Source organism: Bacillus sp. HY001 (assembly GCF_007558965.1).
In the GTDB taxonomy this organism is placed as follows: Bacteria; Bacillota; Bacilli; order Bacillales; family Bacillaceae_G; genus Bacillus_A; species Bacillus_A mobilis.
In genome coordinates this window covers 44,082-64,809 of the sequence record NZ_VLTE01000097.1, presented here as the reverse complement: position 1 = coordinate 64,809, position 20,728 = coordinate 44,082, and the positions used below count along the sequence as shown (strand labels likewise).

Sequence of the window (20,728 nt, the reverse complement as noted above, 5' to 3'; positions counted from 1 at the left end):
AAGTGCAGTATAGAAATATTAGAAACTGTATAAAGTGATTGTTAACAGGTTTTTTAGTTTAAATTTGTCACATAGAAAGGAAGCAATATGGAGGAACTACAACAAAATAAATCTGCTTTAAAAGGAAGCGGAAAACCATTATTAAAAAATACGAATTTCCTTTTTCTTTGGGCAGCTACTCTCTTTTCAAGCTTTGCTTTAGCCTTTTTTACTTTTTCACAAACGTGGTACATAGCAAAAACATTAAACCTTGAGGCTTCACTCGGTGTTGTTTTCGTCGCTCTTAGTGTTCCAAGGCTTATTTTTATGATTATCGGCGGCGCTGTAGCTGATAAATTCCCGAAAAAAAACATTATGTTTTACTCTAATATTATTCGTGCTATTCTCGTCGCGACCATTCTTACATGGTTCATCGTAGGTGATGTAACACTATATACATTTGCTTTATTCGCTTTATTCTTTGGGCTTGCTGATGCTTTTTTCTGGTCAGCTGATGGATCTATCTTACCTGAACTTGTAGAAAAAAGCCGTTTAACACAAGCAAACTCACTTACACAAATGACAAACCAAGCATCGGTCATCTTAGGCCCTGTACTTGGCGGCATTCTTATCAAATTTACGAACTATGAAACGATTTTTTCGATTACGATTTTATTACTGATCGTCGCAGCCATACTCGTTCAAAAAATACAATTTACGATGCCAGAGCAGGAAAATACAGACAAAGGCATGTTCACTTCTATTAAAGAAGGAATTTTATACGTAAAGGAATCACCATTCCTTTCAACTTTCCTTCTTTGTAGCGCCTTTTTAAACTTATTTTTAATTGGTCCGATGCAAGTCGGTTTCCCGCTTTTCGTTAAAAATGTTCTGCACGGTGATTCACTTCAGTTTAGTTACTTAGAAGCGTCTGTAGGAGGCGGAATGGCAATAGGCGCCGTCATTGTCGGTTTAAAAAATATTAATCGTAGACGTGGTCTATTTTGCATTATCATGATGCTACTGTCTGGTGTATTCTTCTTATCCATTAACTTTAGCACCGTACTTTGGCAAGCATTATTAGCTGGCATGTTTTACGGTATTACAATCGCAATGGCTATCGTTCCGCTTATGGCGATGATTCAATCGACAGTAAAAGAAGAAATGATGGGACGCGTAATGAGTCTACTTATGCTATCATCAATGGGCTTTATCCCGCTTTCTTATGCATTCACATCAATCGCACTTGCAATAGGAATTCCAATCGTAACCGTTATGAAAAGCGGTGCTATCGCCGTTATCGTCTTCGTACTATTTGTAGCGATTCGTGTTCCAGTTGTAAGAAAGTTTGATTAACGACTTGGAGTCATGTGTTATACGCATGGCTCCTTTTTAAACGGATCAAATAACGGTATCCCCTTACTTCTTCTCACAGCTGCTCCCCATTCTAGTCCAACCTCTAAAAATAGATCCCGCACCGTACTATATAAAAGCGCCTTAACATTTTTACGGATCTCCCCGTATTTATACGCTCTTACAACACTCTTTACTCGCCAAATAAAGTTTCCATACACTTCTCCATCGGCTAATATTTGCTCCAGTAACACACCTTGCTCTAGTAACCCGCTCTTTTTATACGCAAGTTCCACCTTACTCCAAAATATATTAATCTTCTTCGGATTACGCGTCATCGGCACAAGCGCGTATATAAAAGGCTTCGGTATATCATGGCGGCAATACGTCTCATCAAGCTCGTACGTTTCTTTTCTATTCTCTTTTATTTGTGGAATGTTTTTAGAAAGAATTGTTTCCCCCTCATATTTTTGCTCATTTTTACTACAGCCAGCTGCATAATCCTCACTTTCACATGCGGACATTTTCATACGGTCATCCATGCGGTCAATTGCAGATGTAAGAAATACATATAAGTTCGCACTATATCCACCGCGCCTATGTCTTTCTTTTGTTGCAACACGCTTTATAATGCCTAGTTCCTCTAACTTTGCAATTGAGCGGCGTACTGTACGAATACTCTTTCCAACATTCGTCGCAATCGTCTCCATTAACGGACAAGCAACTCCCACTGTTTTCTGTTTCTCATTCACTGCATACTTTCCTAAAAAATAAATGATGGTAGCATCCGTCTTATTTAATTGGAATCGATAGCACTTCAAAACTTGCTTTTGATATGTATTAAACTCTTCTTTACTTCGAAATTCACTGTATGGTTTCATTAAGTTATATAAGCTTCCCATTTTCATCACCTCATTTATAGGTAAGAGTCTGGAAGAAAAATTGGCGTGATATTTAAAATTTTTTTGGAGGTGACAATATGATCGTAATAAGTGCTTGTTTAGGTGGTATCGCTTGTCGGTATGATGGAAATGACAATCTCGTTTCAAAAATAGAAGATTTGCTGCAACAAGAAGATACGGTCCTCATTTGTCCTGAAGTATTAGGAGGATTACCAACACCTCGTCCTTCAGCTGAAATTATTGGCGGGAATGGTGATGATGTTTTAGATGGAAAAGCGAAAGTGATGACAAAAGACGGTGAAGATGTTACAGAAGCTTTCGTGAGCGGTGCTTATAAAGCTCTAGAACAAATTAAGAATTTACATCCAGAATATATTATTTTAAAGGAACGCAGTCCATCTTGTGGTAGTTCTACGATTTACACTGGAGAATTTAACGGGAATAAACAAACTGGTTACGGAGTCACAACTGCTTTATTCAAAAAACATGGATTGAAAGTCATTTCGGAAGAGGATTTTGAGAATATAAAAAGGAATTGACCCTGTTCGTCAATTCCTTTTTTCTTTCTTATTTTGCACCTAGCTTTTCTTTCACTTTCGCAGGAAGCTCATCTTTCTTTACTTCTTCCCAAGCTGATACACCTTTTTTATCTGAGTGATATACACGTAAGAATGCATCTTTACGTAAGTTTTTTTGTGCAGTAAATTCTAATTCTTTTTCTTTTCCGTCTTTATCAAAACCAGTTAGTTTATATTCGTAATCTTTATAAGGCTGACCATTATCAGCTTTACCATTATACTCTTTTCCATCTACTGTAATTTGAACGTAATACTCGTCTTTACCCATACGATTTAAATCACAGCCAACTAATAGGCTTGCAAATACAACTAAAATACTAAAAAGTGCAATATATCTTTTCATTTCCTTCACCTCATGTGTTTTTCTTATATTGTTATCTTAAAGCCTGAGCTTTAAAGAAGAAATTCAAAAACATGACATGAACATTACACTTTTGTAAGATAATAATTATTTCTTTACTTTAGAAACCGTCATTCCGTCACCAATTGGAATCAGTACGGATTCTAAACTTGGATGCGTTGCTACTACTTCGTTATAAAAAGCCTTAAGGGAAATGTATTAATCATTTCCCTTAAGGCTTTTTTATCCTCTATCTCTTTACTGCTAATTTTTTATGTACCTATTACCGCCAATAACGTCTTTCACGCCAGTTTCGCCACTTATCACGGATTTTATCAAGTAATTTCCTTATACCGTTGATTACACCTTCTATTATGCATTCTATTATAATATCTATCACAAGGTATCTTATAATTCTAAAAATAGAACCTATAACGTACTTCAATATAAATTCAAAAATATCTTCCAGCATATATCCCCCTCTTTCTATCCTTCAATTATAACTGGAAAACAGAGAACTTGAAGATCAAATAAATGATAAAGAAATTAGAAGTCAATAGATGAAAAAGGATTTCTAAGTGATGAATTGAATATATATTTAGTGTTTTCTAGCTTTTGAGAGGAGAAATAATATGAATCCTATTTTATTAAATGTTCCGTTACAAATAGAAACAGATAGACTTATTCTTCGGGCACCACTTCAAGCTGGTGAAGGGGCTATAGTACATGAAGCTATTAAAGATTCCATTAATGAATTAAAACAATGGCTGCTTTTATTCCAGTCAATTCCTACTGTTGAAGAAACGGAAATTCTCCTAAGAAATGCGCATATAGATTTTTTGAAAAGAGAAAGCTTTCGCTATCTTATCTACCACAAGGAGACGAATGATTTTATTGGAACTGCTAGCCTTCATGGAATTGATTGGAAGGTTTCTAAATGTGAAATTGGATACTGGATTAACACCCAATTTAGTGGAAATAGATATATGACAGAAGTAGTAAATACGTTAATAAACCTTGGATTTCAGTTATTCAAATTTAGAAGGATTGAAATACGATGTGAACGTAATAACACGAAAAGTCGTGCGATTCCTGAAAAATTAGGTTTTGAGCTTGAAGGGATATTACGTAATGAAGATCTTACAGCTGACGGCAAACAACTAACTGATACTTGCATCTATGCAAAGATCAATTAGATTTTAACATTCGTTATGTAACATATCTTAAAGTCGTTTTCTAAATTGGGAAGGCGACGTTTTTGCTTTTTACAACAAAAGAAAAGACCTCCTTAACGATTTTATTTCATCGCTAAAAAGGTCTTTTTCTATTTCTGCTAAAAACTTAGCACTCTTCTGGCTTACCAGCATTCGTCGCTGTACGGAAAGATGATCCACATCCGCATGATGCGATTGCGTTTGGATTGTCGATTGTGAATCCGCCGCCAAGCATAGATTGTTTATAATCAATTTTTACTCCTTTAACAATTGGAGCACTTTCTGTATCGATAACAAATTCAACACCGAAAAATTCAAGAACTGTGTCGTCTTCTTTTGGTTCTACTTCAAATCCTAAGCCGTAAGAAAGGCCAGTACATCCGCCGCCATGTACAGCAAGGCGCACGTACTTCTCTCCATCTTCAGCATCTTTTAACATATCTTTAATTTGAAAAGCTGCTTGTTCTGTTACTTCAATCATGAAATACACATCCTTTCTGTTCTCATTCTATTATACATCTTTACGCTTCTATCTTGTACTGATACACTCCGCGGCAAATTACTTCCGCTGGTCCTTTCATTAACACATTGCCTTCTTCTGTCCATGCAATCATTAAATCGCCACCAGCTAAATGGACTGTAATTTCCTTACCACGTTCCATCTTTCCATTTAAAATAGAGGCTACAACCGCAGCACACGCCCCTGTTCCGCAAGCTTGTGTTACACCAGATCCTCGTTCCCAAACGCGGAAGTTCATCTCTTCCTCATTCAAAATCTCGATGAATTCAACATTTACTCGCTCTGGAAACATTTCATGTGTCTCAAGGACTGGCCCAAGTGTTGTAAGAGGTGCTTGTTCTACATCATCCACAAAAATAACCGCATGCGGATTCCCCATTGAAACAGCTGTAAATGCATAACGATGATTATTGTATAAGAAGTTTTCACGAATAAATGGCGTTTCACCTTCACCAAGCATCGGTATTTCTTCACGCGTTAAACGCGGTGCTCCCATATCGATTTTCGCTAACGTAACTTTCCCTTCTTCTACCGTTACTTCCGCCGTTACAATACCAGCTAACGTTTCAATTGTGAAAACTGTTTCTTCTACTAGTTTATGCTCATACGCATATTTCGCTACGCAGCGTAAACCGTTACCACAACTTTTTCCTTCTGATCCATCATTATTAAACATGCGCATTTTCACCGGAGCTACGTCGGATGGACAAATTAAAATCATTCCATCTGCTCCAATACCAGTATTAATATTTGAAACCTTTTCCGCCACAAGAGCTAAATCTTCTTCAGGAATTTGTTCTTCAAACATATTTACATATATATAACTATTGCCAAGACCATGCATTTTTGTAAAAGAAAATTGGCTCATTTGTATTCACTCCAAAAATAGTTTGTTATTTTAAGTATAAAATGCACGCTTTTAGAACACAATATGAATGTCCCCCGTTTCTCATATTTGACAACATTTGGCGATGAGCCTTTCTTGCACAAATTGTGTAAGAAAAAAGCCCTTCTAAAAGGGCCTTTTTTTATTTATATTCAGTATTATCCTCCCCTGCGAAACAAAATTTTATCTAATAGAAAAAGAAAAGGGTGCTGCCAATTGCAACACCTTAAAACATTGGATTTTCATCCAAATAATCATATACATTATTGACTAGTTCTTCTACTGTAGCACCTTGTACGACTTCGCCATTTACAAGTGCAAATGGCCCCTCAAAACAAATGCCACAATATCCTAAACAACCATACTCCATTACATCTAAATTCGGATCTTTTTCTAATTTCTCTAAAGCTGCTTGTGAACCACTCGCAAGGTTACCTACACAAAATTCAATTAATGGTTTAATCAAAATTCTCCCCCCTGTACTACAAAACAAATTACCTTCTGACTATCTATAAGAAGAAAACTAAGCTGTCTCTTGTTGTTTTCGTTATACATTCTAAACTATTTAGTTACTTCACTATTTCACTTCAAAGTAGATGGTTTTATTTTATATAACATGATACTTACAATGAAATGGTAACTAAAAAGGCAAAACAGTTTACTTTACTTTTCTTCTTATTGTACAACAGAGTATTCATTCATGCATTGTTATTTGTTCACAAATTCGATATAATTTGATTGAGTAAAGTCAAAATATTTTATTAATATAAAATTGTATGATTAGGGGATATTTCAACAGAAAAGGGGTAATCCATCATGAAACACCTCGTAATACTAGGTGGCGGCTACGGTGGAATGAGAATTCTGCAGCGGCTACTTCCAAGCAACCAACTTCCAGATGATGTACAAGTGACATTAATCGACAAAGTACCATATCATTGCTTCAAAACTGAATATTATGCATTAGTTGCGGGTACTATTTCAGAAACGCATATTCGTATACCGTTTCCCGAGCATCCACGCCTCAATATTCAATACGGCACAATAACAAATATTGATCTCGAAGAAAAAGCTGTCCACCTCGATGGCGGCGAAGCGATCCAATATGATGATTTAATTATCGGTCTTGGCTGTGAAGATAAATATCATAACGTTCCTGGGGCGAAGGAATATACACATAGCCTACAATCGATTGAACAAACTCGTAAGACATATGAACAATTAAATAGTCTAGAACCAAATGCAACAGTAGCTGTCGTTGGTGCTGGATTAAGTGGCGTTGAAGTTGCAAGTGAACTTCGCGAAAGCCGTTCTGATTTAAAAATTCACTTATTTGATCGAAAAGATAGGATTCTATTCCCATATCCAGAGAAACTAAGTAGATATGTAGAAGAATGGTTCGTAAAACATAAAGTTACTATTATACGAAACTCTAACATTACAAAAGTAGAACCAAACATTGTGTACAACCACGATGAACCACTTGAATGTGATGCAATTGTCTGGACAGCTGGTATTCAAGCAAATGAAGTTGTTCGAAACCTTCCAGTTGAACAAGATGGTAGCGGACGGGTTGTTTTAACAAAATATCACAATATTCCAAATAATGAGCACGTGTATGTTGTAGGAGATTGTGCAGCACTTCCGCACGCTCCATCTGCCCAACTTGCTGAAGGTCAAGGAGAACAAATTGTCCAAATATTATTAAAACGTTGGAATAATGAACCACTTCCTGACGAACTACCTGTTATTAAATTAAAAGGTGTTCTCGGTTCTCTTGGGAAGAAGCACGGCTTCGGTTTACTAGCAAACCAACCATTAATGGGACGTGTACCGAGATTATTAAAATCCGGTCTTCTTTGGATGTACAAGTATCATAAGGGTTAATACTTTACAGGCTGTCTACTACTAAGCAGGCAGCCTCTTTTATTCGTTACAATATAATTATCAGACACATCTTTCTCAATATGAATAATGATTTATTTTTCATTTTTATATTAAAAACTATTGATAAACAGTGTATGCTATTTATAAGTTGTTTTATTTCCTTTAAGACCGAAGTCATTCGGTCTTATTTTTTGTGTTGTAAATACTTTTACAGGAGGCATTCCATTTCACTTATGAACGTAACGAAACTAAACGATCGAATAGAAGCGAAGAAGAAAGAATTGATCTATCTCGTTGAAAAGTATGGATTCACTCATGATAAAGTGATTTCTTTCAGCCAAGAATTAGATCGTTTACTTAACTTATTAATAGAACTTAAGACGAAGAAAAAACGTTGCTCTTTATAACCGTTATCCTCCCTTTTTTGATACGATATAACTAGAATCAGAAAGGAGCCATCTATGTTTATATTAAAAGACGTTACATACAAAGATATACTACACATTCCTTATTTACAGATTCAAAAAGAAAAAATCACATGTATTATCGGTGAGAGTGGGAGCGGAAAAAGTACATTGCTTCGTATGCTAAATGATTTGCAATCACCAACCTCTGGTACAATTGAATATAACGGAAAATTAATTTCTGACTATCCCCCTATTCAATTACGACGTGATGTAATCATGCTTGGACAAACGCCACCTATTTTTGATGGAACGATTAAAGACAATCTATTAATGGGACTTCGTCTTTCTGAAAAACCATTTCCAAATGATAATGCTCTGCGAAGCGCATTAACGACTGTTAGCTTAGAAAAAAATTTAGAAGACAATGCCGATTCATTATCAGGCGGGGAAAAACAACGACTTGCTTTTGCACGTATCGTACTTATGGATCCACCTGTTTATTTATTAGATGAACCAACATCGGCGCTAGATAGCGATACAGAACGCCGCGTTATGAAACAATTTACTATACTAGCAAAAGAAAAGAAAAAAACAGTTATCTTCATCACACACTCACAACAACTTCCAGAAGAAATTGCAGACGATATTATTGAGATTAGTAAAGCAAACGGTGCAACTAGAAAGGAAGTGCTCTCAGTTGAAGGGCGTTATTGAACTCCAAATTTGGCAACTTGCCGCTGCATATATTTTTATTCTTATATTAATTGGACTTGTAAAATTAAAAGGGATTCCGCGTGAGAAACAAATTGCGCTCGCAACATTCCGTATGACGATTCAGCTCGTACTTGTTGCATATGTCCTTACATACGTATTTGAAAATAGTAATCCATTTTATACAATTGCTCTCATTACTTCTATTACTACCTTTGCCATTTTTAATATTTATAAACGAGTTAACATCCCAATGTCAAAAGACTTAAAACGAGTAGCCGCTCTTTCCATGGTTGCCGGATCGATTGGGCCACTTCTACTATTTATCTTTGTTATTATCGGTCACGACCCTTGGTATGCGCCGCAATACATCGTTCCGATTACAGGAATGTTAGTTGGGAACGCAATGACAGGCGTTTCTCTAGGTGCCAATACGTTCTTAAACAACATGAAATCGCAAAGAGGTCAAATTGAAGGTGCCCTTATGCTCGGAGCAGCACCGAAAGAAGCCATTGCTCCGCTCATCCGTGACGCTTTTGACTCTGCTATTTTACCAACGATCAACTCTATGGTCGGAATGGGAATTATAAGCTTACCAGGCATGATGACAGGGCAAATCTTATCTGGTGTATCACCATTTACAGCTATTCAATATCAAATTGCTATCATACTCGGTATTTCAGGAAGTACTGCCTTTGCTGTTATTATCTTTTTACAGCTTGGATATAAAACATTCTTTAATAAGCGGTGTCAGTTGAAAGAGATTGATTATAGTGCACGGTAAATGGTAAATGAAATTATATCGACGATTTTTCGAATATATCTATCGTAACTCAAAATATATCAACGATTTTTGAAATATATCGACGATTCGACAAGGAATATCGACTTACCGACAAAAAATGACAATAAAAAAAAGGAGGCTAATCGCCTCCTCTTTTTTATTACTTACGCCTTCTTAACGAATTGTGATTTTAACTTCATAGCTCCGAAACCGTCGATTTTGCAATCAATATCGTGATCGCCATCAACTAGACGGATACTCTTTACTTTCGTACCGATCTTCACAACTGAAGAAGTCCCTTTTACTTTTAAATCTTTAATAACAGTAACAGCATCGCCGTCTTGAAGAACGTTTCCGTTCGCATCTTTTACAACTTTTGCACCATCATTATTTTCAGCTTCTGCTTCTTGGCCCCACTCATGGGCACATTCTGGACATACGAAAAGAACGCCATCCTCATACGTATATTCTGAATTACATTTTGGACAATTTGGTAAAGTAGCCATAAATTCATTTCCTCCGTTCATTATTTATACGTAAAAATCAAAATTGATGTTTACATCTCGATAAATAAAATTTGTACAGCATTTCTTTATAGTGCCACAGTCTTACGTTATTGACAAGCCTACCTCAAATTCTCATTTTTTATTGTATTTTACAAAATTTCAATTCGTATGGTGTTTTATGTTCACCTTTTTCGTTAATTCGCTTATTCGACATGTACTTCTTCCATCCAACTGCTCGTCTTAGATTTCACTACTATTAAGTGCTCATTTTCCCATTTTAGTTTGCCTAAAAATCTAGAATAGACTACTTCATTCCCTACTTCTTCTACGAGCAATTTATTTACCACTCTTAGCCCTTTATCATTATACACTTCACACATTAGCTGAAATCCTTCCGAACGGTGAATTCCTTTTAATATAGCTGTTTTCTTTCGGCTTGGGCTCTTCTTCGGTGTTTTATCCACTAAAAACACAATCTCATAATTCTCTTTCTCTATTTCTTGAAGCGCTTCATTCACATACTCTTTAATCGTTTCTAATGATAGATTTGAATATTTTTCAATAGCTGGTACGACATAGAGGTAAACCAACTCACAAAAATGCTTATACTTCTCCTCAACTGATTCCAAATTTAAAAATTGCATATAATCATAAGGTACGAATATACAAATTTCTCCCAGTGTCTCATGTAGTTCATAAGAAATATCTTTATTAGGGTTTGCTAGGCAATATATATCTATATGTTCTACAGTTCCTAATCCAAGATTCACCCTACTTAATTCCTTTGAGAAAATCAATTCAAAAATTCTCATTTCATGTAATCGATTATAATGTTTTTTAGGACGTTTCTTAGCCCAATCATAAAAATAAACATCCATCATACGACCTTTCCCTCCTAACATATAAAATGAAGAACCTTCACAAGATTCTTCTTTCCAAAATGAACGAGTTCTCACTAGAACCCCCAACCATTCTCTTCAATGTAAAATTGATACTCTTCTAACTCTTCTTCACTTAACTTCTTATTATTCTCATATACCTCTTGCCACTCGAAATAATCTTCATCGAAATAAACAGCAAATTTTATTTTCACATTTTTCTTCTCTGTATAATCATAACCAGTAAATTCTACTACATCATAATCTTTTTCTTTCTTTACAAGCTTCCACGTTGGATTATCCGTCATAATCTCTAAAGTAAAACCTTCATCACTTGAACGAACAACATTTTTAATGTTCGGCTCAGTTGGTAAAAGGGAAAGTCCAAACATAGCTCCACCAAATACTATCGTCACTATAACTTGTAAACCAATCATGCCAGCAAAACTAGCGCCACCCTTTGATTGTAAGTAATACGCCTTCTCATGATCAGGCATATTTTCTCCCTTATGTAAAATACGGACAGCGTGCTTATAATATAAACGGTTTCCTTGCCATCCAGTAAATATCATCATTCCTAATTGAAAAACTAAACCAATTGATAAAAAAATCCCATCGGGAATGTCTATAAAAGGCGGTATAAGTATACTAGGAACCGAGAATAACATAAGTATAATAAACAACTTATACATTTTACGATAAGCTAACCAAAAAGGTGGGAAGAAAAAGGCTACCCAATTCCACGTATTCCCTTGCGCTGGATTTTCTACTTTGCCCCACTTAAAGTCATAATACGCCGTATTCTTTTGAACGACTGTATGTAACTGTTGCGGAGAAATTGTTTCTTGTAAAACAGTGTCCTTCACGTACATCATCCTTTTCTTCTTTCTATATACATGTATTTTATAGAAAGAAAAAGAAGGATTCTAACAAAAAGTACATATATTTCATAAAATTGAACAGAAATCGAATATATTCCGACAATTATCCGTTTATTATTCCATTTTACTTTTAAATATATTAGAATACTTATGAATGATAGGTTTAATACACTAAGTTAAACTTTTTATATATTTAATACTAAAAATGTTTCACATGAAACTATCTATATTTCTTATTATCTTGCTATCATTTTCGATTTGCTACAAACATCGATCCCATATAAAAAGCTAGTAGGAAACACAATATAATTGCACTTCCCGCTAGACCTTTATCACACTTTTTATATCCCCCTACAACGCCCAAGTAATATTCATCTCTTCAAACGACTCCTTACTAACTTCCAATCCTTCACTATCATCCGTTCCGATCATCACTACTTCTTCTTTAGATAACATAATTTCCTCGTTTGGATTTTTGATTTTTCTCTCATACACGAGTTGTAAAAGCTCTATTTGCTCTTCTGTCAGCTCATATTCTTCTTCTAATCTTTCTATTGCTGATTGCAGATCAAGTAGCGGAATTTCTAATAAGAATCCGCCATGCTCTTCCATCTCTTCAAATGAATCAATTGAATACGCACCACTATCCTCAATCCAAAATGCAGTTGTAATAAAAGGAACTGTTTCGCCTTCTACTTCTTCTAATACGTATTGAAGTGCTTCTTCTTTCGCAATGTCTATCACTTCCGAAGGTGCCCCTTCAAAATAATTTGCCGCATCAATCCATTCATCAATTCTTTCACTATTCACATCCTGCAGACATACGATCGTGTAATTCGGATGAAACGTAATTGTCCCTTGTCCGCCTTGAGTATCTTGCATACTATAGTTAAATCCGTCCCATGAACTTTCATGTGAGAAATCTGGACAATGCGCTACATTAATTGCATGGGCAATCGACTTTAAGATGCACCCTTTCCATAGTTGTTCTTTATTTATATGTAATTTATATTTACTCATCATCTTCCCCCATACACATATTTTTTCTATTATCTTTCCTCTACATAATACTTGTAAAGCCTTTTCTACCTACTACAAAATAAGAAAGACGCCCTTTTCAAAAAGGCGTCTTTTTATAGCTGGAAATTCACCAATAAATAAAATGAATTGTTTAATACATGAATTCCAATTGGAACGAGTAAATTATTTGTTTTTTTATATGTGTAGGCTAAACATACACCCATACCAAAAATATATAAAACACTCCCTACCGTAAGGGGATGACCTAAAGTAAATATAGAAGCACTTATAACGGCACTACTAAGTGTAGAAAAGCGCTGAGATAATTTCATAAAAAACATACCTCGGAATACAAGCTCTTCCCAAATCGGTGCAAAAATCGTGAGTACAACTACGTATAAAATGATTTCACTTTTAGTAGGCTCTATTACTATATTAGATTCATCCACACGAAGTCCATGTGGTAAAACTAAATTTAATACCGCAAGATATATAAGCAGTACGATCATCGTCATTACTATCGTTACATAATGTTTAAAATTATTGAACTGTATTGATTTTACTAACTGCACACAATAATTTCTTGCTGGTGAGTATATTAAAATAATAGTAAGAAATGTTAAAGGCGGAATAAGATGATCTACATACCATGGATATAAGGAAGAGTCATATGTAATGTTTAAAAAACCAATTCCATGCATGACCCCAAAAATAATTATTATCATGCTAATTACTTCGCGCATACTCATTACTACATTCTTTTCTTCATAAGAAGCTAATTCTGTATTCACCCTACCCCCTCCAGTATAATTAAACCTTTTAAACCATTATATACCAATTTCAACAGAAAAACAGACGATACAACCTAATGTATCGTCTGTTTTTCTCCTACCATTTCTCTCTACATGTTTCAATTAAATGCAGTAAGTACTTCCTCGTCATATCTGCTCTTCTCCATCTTGAGAGCATTCGCTTTTCTTTTGGATTCTGCCGTATCCTCGCTACTTCTTTTAATAAAATCTCCCATTCTTCCCCTGAACGTTCTAACAAGTATTGCAATCCTCTATCTTTTGAAACGATTGTTTTATGATCCAGTGTATATAAAATACGGCCCATCGTAACGACAGCTGATTCTACCCACTCTTCTACGAAAAATAAATATGGCTGCTTCGCTTTTTCATTCCAGTATTGTTCTACGTTGTATTTCATCGTATTGACTACATCATCCCACCTTATTTGAAACGGAAGATCTTCCGCTTCTTTCCCGGTAACTGTAATACCTTGATTTTTCAATGTCCACCATGTGACCGCATTAATATCCCAATGACCTATATCTGCTTTACCATCTGCACAATACACGTACTCATTCATTTCATCATTGTATTTCCCTAAATCAGCAAGCGGAATATACATACCATCCATTCTTTTACCTAACATACCATCACTAAGTTTCTTATGAAGTTCTACAAGTTGCTGTTTTTCAGCTTCATTCACAGAATCACTTATTACTGTAACAAAATCAACATCGCTCGTTTCTGCATGAAATGCACCGAGTGCGATGGAGCCGTAAATATATACCCCGACTATTTTTTCATCCAAAAAAATTTCTTTTAATTCTACGGTGTACCGCTCCATTAACTGTTGTACTTCTGTTGGTAAAGCATGTTTCACTCCATTTTTCACATCTATCCCTCCATTAAAAAAAGCCTTCGCAAATTCGCAAAGGCTTCCTGTTTTATAAATATTTCTCGATTTCTTCGTAAACATCCTTCAAACGAGGATTTCCTTCTCCAACAATTTCTCCATTTACAAGAACGACCGGATAAAATAGATCTTCCTCCACTACGCGCTCTGCGAATGCTTTTTTATCCTCATCTTCTTGTTTTTCTTGAAAATCAATATACTCGAAATTAAATTTATTTTCTTGTCCTTCATATTTACGACCAATCGCCGCTTGTAGCCACTCAAACGTTTCTGTTGAAGATGGCATTCCAACGCAGCTCGCACAAATTACTTTCGTCCCATACACTTGCACATTAACCATTTCTTCTCCCCCGCCTCTTGTTTCAACAGCATATTAAGATGTCTTATTACATAAGCACATCATTTTACAAACTTATTCCCTACCCCTATACTGAAAAAACACGATAAAATATTTCGACAATAAAACAAGAAGAGAAAAAATAGATTTTCCCCTCTATCTTGATTATAATAAAACTGATGAAAGGAGTCGATAAAAATGGAAAACCCACATATGGAAGAACAAGTATTAGAAGTATTAGATAAATTACGTCCATTCTTACTTCGCGATGGCGGAGACGTTGAATTAGTAGACATTGAAGAAGGTATCGTAAAATTACGCCTTATGGGTGCTTGCGGAAGCTGCCCAAGTTCTACAATCACACTAAAAGCTGGTATCGAACGCGCATTACTTGAAGAAGTACCAGGCGTTATTGAAGTAGAACAAGTATTTTAATTAAAAGCGGAAGCGGCTCGTTCAAAATGTGAGGAGGATGGAGCTTCTGACATAGAGGCGCTTTTTGCCTCGGCGGAAGAAGCGAAGCCACCGAACATTTTAGCCGCTGGAGCTAGATATTAATCTAAAAGCGGAAGTGGCTCGTTCAGAATCGCTTCCTAGAAAGAGACCCAAATGGGTCTCTTTTTTTATTCAAATAGCACCTCTCCTTTAACATCATAAAACAAAATTGGAAATCCTTCTCAAAAAGTGAGATAATTAATACTATAGAATCGTTCACACATATACAGAAAAAAACATAGGGGGACGACACATGCCAAGAATGGGAAACACTTTTTTAACAATTCAAGAACTAGAAAAGAAAAAAGAGTATTTATTAGATCTTTCATCCGTTATACCAACGTGGAATGCGAGCTACCAATTTTTATTTAAAGAAATCCAGCAAGAATTATTGAGTAAAGTAAATGAAAAAATCGAACAACATCAATTCATTTTAAATATATGTGCAGATCAACAGGTAGGGGCATAATGTATTACATACAATTGTAGTATAAAAAAAGAGACCTCAATCGGTCTCTTTTTTATTTTAAGATAGCCAATCTAATTTTTTAATCCCTAACTTATCAACTGGTAAACGAAGTGAGCCATAAAAGTGCTTCATAAATTGCTCAGAGCGGTTCACATCGTGTAAAATGGCTTCTAAGCGATCTCTATATATGCTTTTTTGTTCTTCATTTCCAGTTTGGTAATATCGTTCGACTGTTTCAAAGTAGTGAAGTGGGAACAGGAGCCTTGCAAATAATAAGCGCCAACCAAATGAGGATAGCGAATAATTTCGTTCGTAATCTGTAACAAATTGAACGATTGTTTGCTCCCAGTCTTTCTTTTTTTCTATCATCATATAGCGAATTAATTCTGCCATATCTCGAGTTGGGTGATCATACACCCAGTCAAAAGGAAGTTTGAGGCGCTTCGTTTGATGCCATAATAAGGGTGTGAATCGTTCTTGGCAAATTGTTGCCGCATCAGTTAGTTGAGGCGTATCATCCATCTCTGTATCGACAACATATTGAATTGCATTTTCTGCAACTCCTAAGTAATACGGGAAGGATTCAATAAACAATTGATCGAATACGTCTGTAGGGTGATTCATCACTTGTGATTGCCAGAACTTTTCTAATTGATCGAGCCTTTTTTCCCATAACGCTTTCCATTCACCGATGCGACTTAATTGCTCGATTTCTTCTGGAAAGAATGCGCCTCGTTTATGGAATATAGAAAGCTCACTTCCTAATGATGTAGCATGTCGTTCTAACGCACGCATACCTTTTAATAAGCAGTAATTTTGTTCTTCTATCTCGCTTACATAGTAGCCGTGTATAGTCGGAACGAAAGTCGCTACAGTTATATCCCCTTGCTGGTTCATATAGTCACTGAGCTTTTTCATCTCTACAAGTACTTCTTCCTCCATTTCTCCAATTGGAACAAGTACATAAATTTTGTTGCGAATCCAAAAGCTTTTATAGGGGCCAAGGGGGATTAATTCTTTAACATGCATGTGATAATGCTCATAAATATGATGAATCATCGCAGTCGCCACCTATGGTTTTTCTATATATATATGAGCTTGTGCTCGCCTTTCATTCCTATGCACATGATAAAGCAAAGAAACGTATACAAATACTAAAAAGAAAAAAAGGTGATAAACATGAAAGAATCAAATCAACTACAAGAAAGAGCATTACAACTATTACAAGAGCGCGGTGTAACAATTGACGATATTGCTGAGCTTGTTCATTTTCTTCAAAAAAAATATCATCCAAATTTAGAGATGTCAGAATGCCGTTATAACGTTGAGCGTGTATTATCAAAACGTGAAGTACAAAACGCACTGATTACAGGTATCGAACTCGATGTTCTTGCTGAAAAAGGAATGTTAAGTGAGCCGTTACAAGATATCGTAAAACGTGATGAAGGCTTATACGGAATTGATGAAGTGATCGCACTTTCTATCGTTAATGTGTACGGCTCTATCGGTTTCACGAACTTTGGATATATCGATAAATTAAAACCTGGTATTTTAGAATACTTAAATGATAAATCAACTGGAAAGGTGCACACATTCCTTGATGATATCGTTGGTGGAATCGCTGCCGCTGCTTCAAGCCGTTTAGCGCACCGAGCTGATCATTCGGAGTAAAATACGAAAGACCGTCAGTTTCATACTGACGGTCTTTCATATTCCATAATCATAAATTCTCTTCCTCGGCTCAAAAAAATAGGACCTTGCTGAAAACCTATATTTTTATATAGCGTAATCGCTCTTGTATTAAATGTCGCTACACTAAGTCGAAACGTCTTCGGCTTATATTCTTTCGCTGCAAAGGCTATCCCAGTTTGAAAAAATATTTTCCCCAGCCCTTTCCCTGTTAACGCTGGCTTCATGCCAAGTCCGATATCAATTACATCTTCTCCACCATATAAATGAGCATCTCTTCCCCCTGGTACTTGTGCATTTTCCCCAAAACAAAAATAGCCGATAAACTCCCTATTATCGTCACAACAACCATAATATGTTCCATCTATTAATTCTTCTATTGCTTCTTCCTCTCCTGAAAAACTATACAAATCATAAGGTTTCTCATACGTCCACGTATTTATCTCATTTGCTTCTTCTACCGTTAACTTATGTATATCCATCCTTCTCTCCCCTTATCAAATATTCTATATATAATCATTCATTTTTCAAACCTCATTTCCCTCCAATCGAAATATGCATAATTGCATACGCACACCTATGAAACAAATGGTACAATTTTATTTGAATCGCTGTTGCTACACTTCTTGATCAAAGAAAAGGCGTTAAAACGGATATTAGCGCCTTATCAAACTCAAGCAATTGGCACATTTTGTCATCATGAAAGACACTCGAAAGAGTGTCTTTTTTTTATATCTCACGAGGACTTACTCATTTCAAAATATAAACACATAAAATAATGTAACTCTTTACATGCATGAATCCTTTCCTCAAAGTTTTGAAGCAGATTCAAAATAAAAAGCACTCTTGGCTAGAGTGCTTTTTACTTTCACATAAGGAGGTTCCATAGTATGGATAGTACTCTCGTATTTAACTTCGGCATTGGTATTGTTATCATTTTATTTGTTTTCTTTGTTCTTTGTATGAGCGGGGTATAGAAAGACGTTTTTAACTGTCTTTTTATACATACATATGTATCATTTGACTTCAATAACAGAAGTAACCATAATAGTTACATAAATAAAAAAACTATTCACATATCCACAAATAGGAGGAAGAAGAATGAAACATGTAATCGTTTATGCACACCCAAATACAGAAAGCTTCAACCATGCAATTTTAGAAACAGTAAAAAGTGAATTAGAAGAAAAAGGTCATGAAGTACGCGTTCGCGATCTATACGAATTAAACTTCAATCCAGTATTAGGCGCTTCCGATTTCATCTCATTTTCTCAAGGAAACACACCAGAAGATATTAAAGAAGAGCAAGAGCATATCTCTTGGGCGGATAGCATTACATTCATTTATCCAGTTTGGTGGGCGGGGCTTCCTGCTATTTTAAAAGGATACGTTGACCGTGTATTTAGCCACGGCTTCGCTTATGCTTACGGTGAAAATGGTATTGAGAAGTTATTAAGCGGTAAAAAAGGCTTATTATTATCTACAATGGGAAATACAAAAGAGGCATACACAGCAGGCGGTATGTTTGAAGCAATGAAGAAAACAGCAGATGTTGGTATCTTTGAATTTACAGGCATTGAAACAATTGAGCATACATTCTATACAAGTGTTCCTTCTGTGGATGATAATGTGCGTAAACAATATCTTGAAGAAGTTAAAGATGTTGTGAATCGTGCATTCTAATAAAAAAACTCCGGTTGTTAAAACCGGAGTTTTTTATTTCATCATTAGTTTCGGAATATATCTTTGAAGAATGCTTTCTAACTCATTCATATCTTCCTGTCTAATAAGTAAATTCACATTGTCATTCATTTTTTCTCGCCCACGATATAAAAATATATTTTCTTTTGGATTTTCCCATGTCGATGTTTTATAGCCTTTTAATTCTTCATATGAATAAAAGTTTAATCCGTCTACTACACCTTTTTCATATATTTTTACACTTTTAATAAGATGGATAGCTATTAAAGTCATAAAACAACTTGCTACAACATAACTACCCGACTGAATAAGAAATTGTTCAGCTGTATCAATATCGTCATTTACGTACTGAGCATATATATACATACATTGTCCAAAGAAATATGCTGGCCCAAGTAACGCGATCCACCGTCTCTTCACTCGTGGATATGTTGCAATAAGTTTTCCCGCACTTTTTTTCATTTCATTTATTTTATATATCTTCCATAGAACAAAAAACAAAACACATAATGTAAAAACAAACATAATACATGACATCCAGTACACTCTTATTCCCTCCCCCTTTGCATCATTACATATAAATTTTACATTTTATATAACAACAACGAATATGCAATTATGCATAAAAAAACAGGTAACCTATTCCGGTTACCTGCATTTCATTACATCTTCTCAATCCACTCCGTCAAGTTATGCACAACTTGCGTTGGTTGTACTTCATATTCTGTTAACTTCTCCACAGTTGTGACTCCAGTGTGGACAAGAAGCGTATGCATACCAGCATTTACTCCCGCCAAAATGTCTGTATCGTAGTTATCCCCAACCATTAATGCTTCATCTTTTCCTATACCAAGCACTTTTAACGCTTGTTCCATAATGATTGATTCTGGTTTTCCGATAAAGATTGGATCCACACCTGTTGATACTGCTACAACTGATGTTAATGAACCGTTACCTGGTAATAATCCGCGCTCAGTCGGAATAGCAATGTCTCCATTTGTAGAAATAAATGTTGCGCCGTTACGTACAGCAAGACAAGCTTTTGCTAATTTTTCATATGTGATGTCACGATCTAAACCGACAACAACGAAATCAGGATTTTCATCCACAAGTTCAAATCCTTTTTCCACAAGCGCATCATGTAAGCCCTCTTCACCAATCATATATACAGTTGCGTCTTGTTTGCGTTCATAAATGAAGTTCGCAGTCGCCATGCTCGTTGTGAATATTTGCTCTGCTTTCGCTGGAATATCGAAACGAACAAGTTTTTCTGCCACCTGTTCTGGTTTACGCGTTGAGTTATTCGTAACGAATAAATAAGGAATGCCGCGCTCTCCTAATGCTTTTACGAAGTCGCTTGCTTCTTCAATTTGTTCTTCTCCGCGATACATCGTACCGTCTAAGTCAATTAAGTAACCTTTATACATCGATTATGTCTCTCCTTCTATGCTAACGTTCTCACCTATCATACCACTCTTATATTACCC

Annotated in this window: 29 protein-coding genes; 11 read left to right on the top strand and 18 right to left on the bottom strand. The window is 35.7% G+C overall.

The genetic code is table 11. The features are described 5' to 3' along the window. Positions 1 to 87: 87 nt before the first annotated feature. Complete coding sequence (locus tag FOT98_RS28065; protein ID WP_063260532.1) at positions 88 to 1,335, top strand: MFS transporter; 1,248 nt, start codon at positions 88 to 90, stop codon at positions 1,333 to 1,335. 17 nt (positions 1,336 to 1,352) lie between these two features. Here the strand turns inward: FOT98_RS28065 and FOT98_RS28060 are convergent, their stop codons facing one another. Then, positions 1,353 to 2,234, bottom strand: a complete 882-nt coding sequence (locus FOT98_RS28060; RefSeq protein ID WP_063260531.1) for a helix-turn-helix domain-containing protein — start codon at positions 2,232 to 2,234, stop codon at positions 1,353 to 1,355. A gap of 77 nt (positions 2,235 to 2,311) precedes the next feature. Between FOT98_RS28060 and FOT98_RS28055 the strand changes: the two genes are divergently transcribed. Further along, entirely contained in the window at positions 2,312 to 2,773 is a 462-nt protein-coding gene (locus FOT98_RS28055) for a 2-thiouracil desulfurase family protein (protein ID WP_063260530.1), read from the top strand. 28 nt (positions 2,774 to 2,801) lie between these two features. Here the strand turns inward: FOT98_RS28055 and FOT98_RS28050 are convergent, their stop codons facing one another. From FOT98_RS28050 to FOT98_RS28040, 3 genes are all read right to left on the bottom strand, one after another. Continuing rightward, positions 2,802 to 3,155: a YxeA family protein gene (locus tag FOT98_RS28050; RefSeq protein ID WP_061679573.1), complete on the bottom strand. Its 354-nt coding sequence runs from the start codon at positions 3,153 to 3,155 to the stop codon at positions 2,802 to 2,804. Positions 3,156 to 3,260: 105 nt separating this feature from the next. Continuing rightward, positions 3,261 to 3,368, bottom strand: coding sequence for a methyltransferase (locus FOT98_RS33305; protein WP_080467545.1), 108 nt, complete (start codon positions 3,366 to 3,368; stop codon positions 3,261 to 3,263). Between the two features lie 67 nt (positions 3,369 to 3,435). Beyond that, the gene (locus FOT98_RS28040; RefSeq protein WP_063260529.1) at positions 3,436 to 3,624 is read right to left on the bottom strand and encodes a hypothetical protein; all 189 of its coding nucleotides are present in this window, start codon (positions 3,622 to 3,624) and stop codon (positions 3,436 to 3,438) included. A gap of 160 nt (positions 3,625 to 3,784) precedes the next feature. Between FOT98_RS28040 and FOT98_RS28035 the strand changes: the two genes are divergently transcribed. Beyond that, positions 3,785 to 4,348 carry a GNAT family N-acetyltransferase gene (locus FOT98_RS28035; RefSeq protein WP_063260528.1) on the top strand — a complete coding sequence of 188 codons (564 nt, stop codon included), beginning with the start codon at positions 3,785 to 3,787 and terminating at the stop codon, positions 4,346 to 4,348. Positions 4,349 to 4,493: 145 nt separating this feature from the next. On the opposite strand, the gene FOT98_RS28030 is transcribed toward FOT98_RS28035, so the two are convergent. The 3 genes from FOT98_RS28030 to FOT98_RS28020 all read right to left on the bottom strand — a co-directional run bounded on the left by FOT98_RS28030 (position 4,494) and on the right by FOT98_RS28020 (position 6,238). Next, a complete protein-coding gene (locus FOT98_RS28030; protein WP_000573830.1) occupies positions 4,494 to 4,847 on the bottom strand; it encodes a HesB/IscA family protein in 354 nt (117 codons plus the stop codon). A gap of 40 nt (positions 4,848 to 4,887) precedes the next feature. Further along, on the bottom strand, positions 4,888 to 5,754 hold the full coding sequence (gene dapF, locus FOT98_RS28025) for a diaminopimelate epimerase (RefSeq protein ID WP_063260527.1): 867 nt from the start codon (positions 5,752 to 5,754) through the stop codon (positions 4,888 to 4,890). A gap of 244 nt (positions 5,755 to 5,998) precedes the next feature. After that, on the bottom strand, positions 5,999 to 6,238 hold the full coding sequence (locus tag FOT98_RS28020) for a YuzB family protein (protein ID WP_000595025.1): 240 nt from the start codon (positions 6,236 to 6,238) through the stop codon (positions 5,999 to 6,001). A gap of 350 nt (positions 6,239 to 6,588) precedes the next feature. Between FOT98_RS28020 and FOT98_RS28015 the strand changes: the two genes are divergently transcribed. The 4 genes from FOT98_RS28015 (at position 6,589) to FOT98_RS28000 (ending at position 9,561) form a co-directional block, all read left to right on the top strand. Continuing rightward, on the top strand, positions 6,589 to 7,659 hold the full coding sequence (locus FOT98_RS28015) for an NAD(P)/FAD-dependent oxidoreductase (protein ID WP_060488143.1): 1,071 nt from the start codon (positions 6,589 to 6,591) through the stop codon (positions 7,657 to 7,659). A 233-nt stretch (positions 7,660 to 7,892) separates the two neighbouring features. Next, complete coding sequence (locus tag FOT98_RS28010; protein WP_063260526.1) at positions 7,893 to 8,066, top strand: aspartyl-phosphate phosphatase Spo0E family protein; 174 nt, start codon at positions 7,893 to 7,895, stop codon at positions 8,064 to 8,066. Between the two features lie 54 nt (positions 8,067 to 8,120). Beyond that, positions 8,121 to 8,780 carry an ABC transporter ATP-binding protein gene (locus tag FOT98_RS28005; RefSeq protein ID WP_063260525.1) on the top strand — a complete coding sequence of 220 codons (660 nt, stop codon included), beginning with the start codon at positions 8,121 to 8,123 and terminating at the stop codon, positions 8,778 to 8,780. Then, on the top strand, positions 8,764 to 9,561 hold the full coding sequence (locus FOT98_RS28000; protein ID WP_063260524.1) for an ABC transporter permease: 798 nt from the start codon (positions 8,764 to 8,766) through the stop codon (positions 9,559 to 9,561). The genes FOT98_RS28005 and FOT98_RS28000 overlap by 17 nt, the downstream gene beginning before the upstream one ends. 164 nt (positions 9,562 to 9,725) lie before the next feature. On the opposite strand, the gene phnA is transcribed toward FOT98_RS28000, so the two are convergent. The 7 genes from phnA to FOT98_RS27965 form a co-directional block, all read right to left on the bottom strand. Then, entirely contained in the window at positions 9,726 to 10,067 is a 342-nt protein-coding gene (phnA, locus tag FOT98_RS27995) for an alkylphosphonate utilization operon protein PhnA (RefSeq protein ID WP_000212737.1), read from the bottom strand. A gap of 203 nt (positions 10,068 to 10,270) precedes the next feature. Continuing rightward, positions 10,271 to 10,948, bottom strand: coding sequence for a hypothetical protein (locus FOT98_RS27990; RefSeq protein ID WP_063260553.1), 678 nt, complete (start codon positions 10,946 to 10,948; stop codon positions 10,271 to 10,273). Positions 10,949 to 11,022: 74 nt separating this feature from the next. Then, positions 11,023 to 11,817: a DUF2628 domain-containing protein gene (locus FOT98_RS27985; RefSeq protein WP_063260523.1), complete on the bottom strand. Its 795-nt coding sequence runs from the start codon at positions 11,815 to 11,817 to the stop codon at positions 11,023 to 11,025. Between the two features lie 360 nt (positions 11,818 to 12,177). Further along, on the bottom strand, positions 12,178 to 12,846 hold the full coding sequence (locus FOT98_RS27980) for a hypothetical protein (protein ID WP_063260522.1): 669 nt from the start codon (positions 12,844 to 12,846) through the stop codon (positions 12,178 to 12,180). Between the two features lie 113 nt (positions 12,847 to 12,959). Next, the gene (locus tag FOT98_RS27975; protein ID WP_063260521.1) at positions 12,960 to 13,637 is read right to left on the bottom strand and encodes a CPBP family intramembrane glutamic endopeptidase; all 678 of its coding nucleotides are present in this window, start codon (positions 13,635 to 13,637) and stop codon (positions 12,960 to 12,962) included. 97 nt (positions 13,638 to 13,734) lie between these two features. Further along, the gene (locus FOT98_RS27970) at positions 13,735 to 14,529 is read right to left on the bottom strand and encodes a nucleotidyltransferase domain-containing protein (RefSeq protein ID WP_063260552.1); all 795 of its coding nucleotides are present in this window, start codon (positions 14,527 to 14,529) and stop codon (positions 13,735 to 13,737) included. A 52-nt stretch (positions 14,530 to 14,581) separates the two neighbouring features. Then, complete coding sequence (locus FOT98_RS27965; protein ID WP_061679584.1) at positions 14,582 to 14,890, bottom strand: YuzD family protein; 309 nt, start codon at positions 14,888 to 14,890, stop codon at positions 14,582 to 14,584. A gap of 195 nt (positions 14,891 to 15,085) precedes the next feature. On the opposite strand from FOT98_RS27965, the gene FOT98_RS27960 reads away from it, so the two are divergent. After that, a complete protein-coding gene (locus FOT98_RS27960; RefSeq protein ID WP_000431158.1) occupies positions 15,086 to 15,322 on the top strand; it encodes a NifU family protein in 237 nt (78 codons plus the stop codon). A 313-nt stretch (positions 15,323 to 15,635) separates the two neighbouring features. Continuing rightward, positions 15,636 to 15,851: a hypothetical protein gene (locus tag FOT98_RS27955; protein WP_001137787.1), complete on the top strand. Its 216-nt coding sequence runs from the start codon at positions 15,636 to 15,638 to the stop codon at positions 15,849 to 15,851. 57 nt (positions 15,852 to 15,908) lie between these two features. Here FOT98_RS27955 and yutH read toward each other — a convergent pair whose 3' ends face one another. Continuing rightward, positions 15,909 to 16,910, bottom strand: coding sequence for a spore coat putative kinase YutH (gene yutH, locus FOT98_RS27950; RefSeq protein ID WP_063260520.1), 1,002 nt, complete (start codon positions 16,908 to 16,910; stop codon positions 15,909 to 15,911). A 120-nt stretch (positions 16,911 to 17,030) separates the two neighbouring features. Between yutH and FOT98_RS27945 the strand changes: the two genes are divergently transcribed. Next, entirely contained in the window at positions 17,031 to 17,522 is a 492-nt protein-coding gene (locus FOT98_RS27945; protein WP_000665102.1) for a phosphatidylglycerophosphatase A family protein, read from the top strand. Between the two features lie 20 nt (positions 17,523 to 17,542). Here FOT98_RS27945 and FOT98_RS27940 read toward each other — a convergent pair whose 3' ends face one another. Continuing rightward, on the bottom strand, positions 17,543 to 18,022 hold the full coding sequence (locus FOT98_RS27940; RefSeq protein WP_063260519.1) for a GNAT family N-acetyltransferase: 480 nt from the start codon (positions 18,020 to 18,022) through the stop codon (positions 17,543 to 17,545). A 619-nt stretch (positions 18,023 to 18,641) separates the two neighbouring features. Here FOT98_RS27940 and FOT98_RS27935 point away from each other — a divergent pair. Continuing rightward, positions 18,642 to 19,223 (top strand): NAD(P)H-dependent oxidoreductase, encoded by a 582-nt coding sequence (locus FOT98_RS27935; protein WP_063260518.1) that lies wholly within the window; start codon positions 18,642 to 18,644, stop codon positions 19,221 to 19,223. A 33-nt stretch (positions 19,224 to 19,256) separates the two neighbouring features. Here FOT98_RS27935 and FOT98_RS27930 read toward each other — a convergent pair whose 3' ends face one another. Together FOT98_RS27930 and FOT98_RS27925 are read right to left on the bottom strand one after the other, a co-directional pair. Then, positions 19,257 to 19,787, bottom strand: coding sequence for a hypothetical protein (locus FOT98_RS27930; RefSeq protein WP_063260517.1), 531 nt, complete (start codon positions 19,785 to 19,787; stop codon positions 19,257 to 19,259). A 116-nt stretch (positions 19,788 to 19,903) separates the two neighbouring features. Continuing rightward, positions 19,904 to 20,668 (bottom strand): TIGR01457 family HAD-type hydrolase, encoded by a 765-nt coding sequence (locus FOT98_RS27925; RefSeq protein ID WP_063260516.1) that lies wholly within the window; start codon positions 20,666 to 20,668, stop codon positions 19,904 to 19,906. Positions 20,669 to 20,728: the final 60 nt, after the last annotated feature.

Excerpts from the sequence above, each read along its gene's own strand:
- FOT98_RS28005 (WP_063260525.1), top strand. The coding sequence starts at position 8,121 with ATGTTTATATTAAAAGACGTTACATACAAAGATATACTACACATTCCT.
- FOT98_RS28015 (WP_060488143.1), top strand. The coding sequence starts at position 6,589 with ATGAAACACCTCGTAATACTAGGTGGCGGCTACGGTGGAATGAGAATT.
- FOT98_RS27965 (WP_061679584.1), bottom strand. The coding sequence starts at position 14,890 with ATGGTTAATGTGCAAGTGTATGGGACGAAAGTAATTTGTGCGAGCTGC.
- FOT98_RS27980 (WP_063260522.1), bottom strand. The coding sequence starts at position 12,846 with ATGAGTAAATATAAATTACATATAAATAAAGAACAACTATGGAAAGGG.
- FOT98_RS28060 (WP_063260531.1), bottom strand. The coding sequence starts at position 2,234 with ATGGGAAGCTTATATAACTTAATGAAACCATACAGTGAATTTCGAAGT.
- FOT98_RS27945 (WP_000665102.1), top strand. The coding sequence starts at position 17,031 with ATGAAAGAATCAAATCAACTACAAGAAAGAGCATTACAACTATTACAA.
- FOT98_RS27990 (WP_063260553.1), bottom strand. The coding sequence starts at position 10,948 with ATGATGGATGTTTATTTTTATGATTGGGCTAAGAAACGTCCTAAAAAA.
- yutH (WP_063260520.1), bottom strand. The coding sequence starts at position 16,910 with ATGATTCATCATATTTATGAGCATTATCACATGCATGTTAAAGAATTA.
- FOT98_RS27960 (WP_000431158.1), top strand. The coding sequence starts at position 15,086 with ATGGAAAACCCACATATGGAAGAACAAGTATTAGAAGTATTAGATAAA.
- FOT98_RS28055 (WP_063260530.1), top strand. The coding sequence starts at position 2,312 with ATGATCGTAATAAGTGCTTGTTTAGGTGGTATCGCTTGTCGGTATGAT.
- FOT98_RS27935 (WP_063260518.1), top strand. The coding sequence starts at position 18,642 with ATGAAACATGTAATCGTTTATGCACACCCAAATACAGAAAGCTTCAAC.
- FOT98_RS28040 (WP_063260529.1), bottom strand. The coding sequence starts at position 3,624 with ATGCTGGAAGATATTTTTGAATTTATATTGAAGTACGTTATAGGTTCT.
- FOT98_RS27955 (WP_001137787.1), top strand. The coding sequence starts at position 15,636 with ATGCCAAGAATGGGAAACACTTTTTTAACAATTCAAGAACTAGAAAAG.
- FOT98_RS27985 (WP_063260523.1), bottom strand. The coding sequence starts at position 11,817 with ATGTACGTGAAGGACACTGTTTTACAAGAAACAATTTCTCCGCAACAG.
- dapF (WP_063260527.1), bottom strand. The coding sequence starts at position 5,754 with ATGAGCCAATTTTCTTTTACAAAAATGCATGGTCTTGGCAATAGTTAT.
- FOT98_RS28035 (WP_063260528.1), top strand. The coding sequence starts at position 3,785 with ATGAATCCTATTTTATTAAATGTTCCGTTACAAATAGAAACAGATAGA.
- FOT98_RS27940 (WP_063260519.1), bottom strand. The coding sequence starts at position 18,022 with ATGGATATACATAAGTTAACGGTAGAAGAAGCAAATGAGATAAATACG.
- FOT98_RS28010 (WP_063260526.1), top strand. The coding sequence starts at position 7,893 with ATGAACGTAACGAAACTAAACGATCGAATAGAAGCGAAGAAGAAAGAA.
- FOT98_RS28050 (WP_061679573.1), bottom strand. The coding sequence starts at position 3,155 with ATGAAAAGATATATTGCACTTTTTAGTATTTTAGTTGTATTTGCAAGC.
- FOT98_RS28030 (WP_000573830.1), bottom strand. The coding sequence starts at position 4,847 with ATGATTGAAGTAACAGAACAAGCAGCTTTTCAAATTAAAGATATGTTA.
- FOT98_RS27925 (WP_063260516.1), bottom strand. The coding sequence starts at position 20,668 with ATGTATAAAGGTTACTTAATTGACTTAGACGGTACGATGTATCGCGGA.
- FOT98_RS28065 (WP_063260532.1), top strand. The coding sequence starts at position 88 with ATGGAGGAACTACAACAAAATAAATCTGCTTTAAAAGGAAGCGGAAAA.
- phnA (WP_000212737.1), bottom strand. The coding sequence starts at position 10,067 with ATGGCTACTTTACCAAATTGTCCAAAATGTAATTCAGAATATACGTAT.